1 pseudogene is annotated in these 759 nt (G+C 45.6%); it reads left to right on the forward strand.

Annotated elements, in window-relative coordinates:
• Positions 1-288 precede the first annotated feature (288 nt).
• A pseudogene (locus DU506_RS21325) lies at positions 289-759 on the forward strand (BREX-1 system adenine-specific DNA-methyltransferase PglX); the annotation flags it as partial.

Here is a 759-nt window from a genome sequence, read left to right on the forward strand (position 1 = left end):
ACCCGAAACTGGGAGGTAACCGGTCCGGTGTCGCTCAACCCCGGGAAAGTGCAAGAAATCGAGCGTAATAAACAGGCTGCTTAAGCGCAGCTATTTGGACAACTGGGTTGAAAATCACCGGAATCAATCGTAAAAAATACAAAAAAACTCATAGAAGTGACAAGAGAGGACTGGGACAGCTTTGAGACATCGTGGGACTTTAAAAATAACCCTTTGATAGCCTCTGGAAGCGACACAGTACAAATAGGTGTAAAGTTCATAGAAAAAAGATGGCACGAAAAATCAGAAATGCTCAAGATTCTTGAGGAGGAGAATAATTATACTTTCGCCAATGGGATGGGGGTGATTGATTTAATTGATGCTGAGGTCCCGATATCAAATGTAACGCTTTCTAATAACAAATATTACAGATATGGAAACAATGGAAAAAATATAGGATGTCGCTACCTTTCGGATACTGTTTGCGAACTTATCAGTTATTCTATTGGCTGTATGTTAGGCCGGTATTCTCTGGACCGAGAAGGGTTGGTTTACGCTCATGCCAACAACGAACACTTTTATGATCTGTTTACGGGTGGTGCTTACCAAACTTTTCCCGCCGATGACAACGCCATCATCCCGCTCACCGATCAAGAATGGTTCGCCGACGACGCCACCAACCGCTTCCGCGATTTCGTCCGCAGCGTCTGGAGCGCGGAGAACCTGCAGGAAAACCTCGACTTCGTTGCTGAGAGCCTCTGCCTGCACGCCATTAAACCC

The sequence above is a fragment of the Vreelandella rituensis genome, assembly GCF_003336665.1.
GTDB lineage: Bacteria > Pseudomonadota > Gammaproteobacteria > Pseudomonadales > Halomonadaceae > Vreelandella > Vreelandella rituensis.